This window comes from Pseudomonadota bacterium (genome assembly GCA_030860485.1).
Classification (GTDB): domain Bacteria; phylum Pseudomonadota; class Gammaproteobacteria; order JACCXJ01; family JACCXJ01; genus JACCXJ01.
In genome coordinates, this window is sequence record JALZID010000149.1 from 1 (window position 1) to 4,461 (window position 4,461).

Genomic DNA, 4,461 nt, shown 5'->3' on the forward strand with positions numbered 1-4,461 from the left:
TCCCGCAATACCGGCTCGCGGGCGGCTGCCCTCGATGCGGGATCGGCGAGGGCCTTTTACACGCGGGATCTCCCGGAGGATGCCTCACAGTCGCCGAGCTCCGGGGCGCTCGCGATGCAGCCGACGAGGCCCGATCCTTCCGGGGGTGCGTAAGAGGGGGGTGAGCGCTGTCGTCAAGCGCTGGCTCCGCGCCCGGCGATGACGTCCGGTCCGCGACTACTCCGATGTAGTGCCGGGTCGGCACGATGCCCGGGGTCGTGACGCCGGTCGATCCCTTCGCGGGGCGACTTCCACCTATCGCCACAACGAGTCGGCAGCGTCCTTCACCGCGCTTCGGCGCCTGCCTCGGGAAGGACGCGGGGTCTCCCTATTTCCTGTTCCGGGTGGGTTTACTGCCAAGCGTCGGCAGGGTTCGAGAGGCCGAGGCGCTCCTGACCGAGGCCGGGCAGGCCGACCCGATATCGGGTGGGGTCTCCGCCCTGCGCTCCGGCATCGCGGTGGTGCGCGACCATCAGGACGAGGCGTTGCGCCTGGCCGATCCGGCGGCCGCGTACCCGAGTTCCCCGCTCCTCCAGCCTGTTCCCCCTGCGCCTCTTTGCGGCGGATCCCCCGCGGCAAGCGCTGTCCCTCGCGAGGATCCCTTCGGACGTCTGCCCGTAGTCACCGGGCGCCGCCGGATTACCCGGCCCGTCGAGCACATCGCGCATGCGCCGATCTGCGCCCATCGGCCGGCGAGGCCGGCGCAAGCGACGTCGCCACCCTCAATTTTTCCCGAAGGATCCACGATGACCTAGGCCGTCTCTATCCAAACGGGAATGAACGACGATGAGTGCAGTAGCCAACGATCCGGGTCAGGGGATCCTGTCCCTGACCATACGGGACACTAGTTCCCTTTATACGGCCTACATGCCGTTCATTAAGAACGGCGGCCTGTTCATCCCGACCACCAAGCACTACCACCTGGGCGACGAGGTGTTCCTGGTGCTGAGCCTGATGGACGCCAAGGAAAAGCTGCCGGTGGCCGGCAAGGTCGTCTGGATCACCCCAGCCTCGGCGGTCGGCAACCGCACGGCGGGCATCGGGGTGCGCTTCAGCGACATGGACAAGGGCGCGACACGCGGCAAGATCGAGACGCTGCTCGCCAACCTGCTGAAGTCCGGGCGCCAGACCCACACCATGTAGCCGCAGGCCGGGCCGGCCATGGTGTTGTTTATTTAAGATATCATGGCCTATCCCAACGGCCCCGTCCCAGTCACTCGTCCCATTTGGGCGGCTCACTCCCGCCATGCTCGCCGACTCCCACTGCCATCTGACGCTGCTTGATCTCGACGCCGGCGCGAGCGTCACAGACGTGCTCCGCGCCGCGCGGGAGCATGCTGTCGAGCGCCTCCTGTGCGTATCGGTCGACCTCGACTCCTATCCGGCGGTGCTGGCCCTAGCGCGCCGGCATGCCGAGGTGTCGGCCTCCGTGGGCGTCCACCCCAATACCCAGACCGACGAAGAACCGTCCTGCGACACCCTCGCGGCGCTGGCCCGAGATCCCCGGGTGGTCGCGATCGGGGAGACCGGGCTCGACTACTATCGGAGCACCGGCGACATGACCTGGCAGCAGGCGCGGTTCCGGCGACACATCGCGGCCGCGCGGGCGGTGAGTAAGCCGATCATCGTCCACACCCGCCAGGCGGCACCCGACGTGATCCGCATCCTCGGCGAGGAACAAGCGAGAGATGTGGGCGGGGTGATGCACTGCTTCGTCGATGACTGGGACACGGCGCGAGCGGCCATGGACCTGGGCTTCTACATTTCGTTCTCTGGGATCGTGACCTTCCGCAATGCCCGACAGGTGCAGGAGGTCGCGCGCCGCGTGCCCCTCGATCACCTGCTGGTAGAGACCGATGCCCCCTACCTGGCCCCGGTGCCGCACCGAGGGAAGGAAAACCGGCCCGCCTATGTCCGCTATGTGGCCGAGCACATCGCGGCGCTCCGCGAGGTGCCGGCCCAGGTGGTGTTCGAGGCGACGACCGCCAACTACCGGCGTCTCTTCGCCGTGGATTGAACGCCGCTAGAGATCACCCCGTCACCTGGATGCGCGTCACCATCCCCGCCTCGTAGTGGCCCGGGATATGACACGCACCTTCGACGAGCCCAGGCGCGCCGAAGCGCCAAATGAGCGTCTTGGTCTGTCCCGGCTCGACGGTCACCGCATCGGGTTCTTCATGCACCATGTCAGGATGTGCTTGCATCATCTCCGCATGCTGGTGTTGTTCCTTGGCGCCCCCGAGCATGAACTCGTGGCGCATCTGCCCGGCGTTCCTGATCTCGAACTTGACGGTCTCCCCCGACTCGACCGTGATATTCGATGGTTCGTGGCGCATGCTGTCGAGCGCCGTCACCGCGATGGTGCGCGCCACGTCGGATGTCGACCCCGGCTGGCCGTAACCGGTCTCCTGGCTATGCTCGTGGCCGGCCTGCTCCGCGCGCGCCGTTGCGGACCACAGCGGAGTAAGCGCGAGGCATATCAGGGCCCAGCCGAGCGGAGCACGGGTCAGCGGTAGGTGGGTGCGCATCGAATTCTTTCTCCGGTGGCGATTCGTAGTCGGATGCACCGCGGACCCCCGTTTGCTCATCGACGAATCGGAGGTCGGACGGTACCGCTACGATACACGCAAGCCGAACGCCTGAGAACGGCCGGCCCCCCCGAGGCGCGTGGGTACCGGCCCGCGGCGGGCGCTATTCTTTGAGAGTGTAGTAAATTCATACACCTTGCATAGTTATCTCAAAGACACTTGAGTTTCCTGGCTCACGGTATAAGAATGAACGGGATGGACAGCCACTCGGGACGACGGCGGCGATGGGGCGCCCTCTGCGCCCTGCTCGGGCTGTGTTTCATCTCGGCCGGCCTTGAAGCCGCACCGCCGAGCCGGCCGGGGATCGCCGTCCAGGGGGTGCGGACCTGGTTCGCGCCCGACAACACCCGGGTGGTGTTCGATCTGAGCGGCCCGACGCGATACCGGGTCTTCACCATCCACGGGCCGCAGCGGGTGGTCGTCGATCTCATCGGGGCGCGCCTTGAACAGACGCTCACGGTACCCGAGGCCCAAGACCATTTTCTCCGGGGCATCCGTCACGGCCGCCACGGCCGGGACCTACGGCTGGTGTTCGACCTAAAGGACAAGGTGGTGCCCAAGGGCTTCTTGGTCCCGCCGAAGGGGCCCTATGGCCACCGGCTGGTGGTGGACCTGGTCGGCACCGCTCCCCCGGTGCCGCCCCGGGTGGCGGCACGCCACGCGCGCCGGCCGGGACAGCGCGATCTGATCATCGCCATCGACGCCGGACACGGCGGCGAGGATCCGGGCGCCGTGGGTGCGAGCGGCGCACAGGAGAAGCAGGTGACGCTGGCCATCGCCCGGCGCCTGGCGCGTCTTTGCAACCGCGAGCCGGGGATGCGCGCGGCGCTCATACGCGACGGCGATTACTTCATCCCGCTGCGCGACCGGGTCAAACGCGCCCGGGCGCAGAAGGCCGATCTCTTCGTCTCCATCCATGCGGACGCCTTCCCCGACCGCCGTGCGGGCGGGTCTTCGGTGTATGTCCTGTCCCGTCACGGCGCCAGCAGCGAGGCCGCCCGCTGGCTGGCGGAGCGCGAGAATGCCGCCGATCTCGTGGGCGGGGTTAGCCTGGATGACAAGGAAGAGCCCTTGAAGGCGATCCTCATCGATCTATCCCAGACCGGCAGCCTGGAGGCGAGCCTCGATGTCGGGGGGCGGGTGCTCAACCGCCTGACCGGCCTCGGCCGGGTCCATCACACCGCCGTGCAGCGGGCCGCCTTCGCGGTATTGAAGTCCCCGGACATCCCCTCCATCCTGGTCGAGACCGCGTTCATCACCAATCCTGAGGAGGCGCGTAAGCTCGTCGATCCCGCTCACCAGGAGCGGTTGGCCCTTGGCGTGCTCGACGGCCTGCGGGCCTACTTCCTCGACGCGGCCCCGCCCGGCACCCTGCTCGCGGAGATGAGGGAGACGGGCCCGCAACGAACCCACATGTTGCCCGAGGTGGCCATCAGCCCGATCGCGGCCGGGAAGGTGGTTGAACGACCTGCCTCACCACGGACGCCACGGTCTATCCCTAAAATCCGCCGCATTCCATCTGGGTCACACGGGCTCCCATGGTGACGGACGGCGCATTGCTGGGGCGCACGGCCGTGCGCCCCTACTGCCGGCCGGTCCTCCTCGTTACCGGCGGGCGCTCGGCCGTGCGCCCCTACCTTCTGGAGCGAGGGCGAATCCCAGCGATGGAGCTTCGGAACACTACATAGCTGGGGTTCGCTACGCTCTTCCCATATATGGACTCCTCCGATTTGCAAGCATCTCGCTCGTTGATGGCAGCGGTCGGTGAGCGCAGTTGCTCCCATATATCCGGCCTTAGTTGGTGAGGCCTTGGGTCGCCTCTGGCCCTGATGGA

Annotated in this window: 5 protein-coding genes and 1 pseudogene; 5 read left to right on the plus strand and 1 reads right to left on the minus strand. The window is 67.2% G+C overall.

Annotated features, from left to right (window positions below):
* The first annotated feature begins 245 nt into the window (after positions 1 to 245).
* The 3 genes from M3461_08215 (at position 246) to M3461_08225 (ending at position 2,056) form a co-directional block, all read left to right on the plus strand.
* Positions 246 to 794, plus strand: a complete 549-nt coding sequence (locus M3461_08215; GenBank protein ID MDQ3774331.1) for a hypothetical protein — start codon at positions 246 to 248, stop codon at positions 792 to 794.
* 31 nt (positions 795 to 825) lie between these two features.
* A complete protein-coding gene (locus M3461_08220; protein ID MDQ3774332.1) occupies positions 826 to 1,182 on the plus strand; it encodes a PilZ domain-containing protein in 357 nt (118 codons plus the stop codon).
* Between the two features lie 103 nt (positions 1,183 to 1,285).
* Positions 1,286 to 2,056: a TatD family hydrolase gene (locus tag M3461_08225; GenBank protein ID MDQ3774333.1), complete on the plus strand. Its 771-nt coding sequence runs from the start codon at positions 1,286 to 1,288 to the stop codon at positions 2,054 to 2,056.
* Between the two features lie 13 nt (positions 2,057 to 2,069).
* Here M3461_08225 and M3461_08230 read toward each other — a convergent pair whose 3' ends face one another.
* Positions 2,070 to 2,567 carry a cupredoxin family protein gene (locus M3461_08230; protein MDQ3774334.1) on the minus strand — a complete coding sequence of 166 codons (498 nt, stop codon included), beginning with the start codon at positions 2,565 to 2,567 and terminating at the stop codon, positions 2,070 to 2,072.
* Between the two features lie 255 nt (positions 2,568 to 2,822).
* On the opposite strand from M3461_08230, the pseudogene M3461_08235 reads away from it, so the two are divergent.
* Positions 2,823 to 3,182: pseudogene (locus M3461_08235) on the plus strand (AMIN domain-containing protein).
* A gap of 129 nt (positions 3,183 to 3,311) precedes the next feature.
* Positions 3,312 to 4,172, plus strand: coding sequence for an N-acetylmuramoyl-L-alanine amidase (locus M3461_08240; protein MDQ3774335.1), 861 nt, complete (start codon positions 3,312 to 3,314; stop codon positions 4,170 to 4,172).
* Positions 4,173 to 4,461 lie beyond the last annotated feature (289 nt).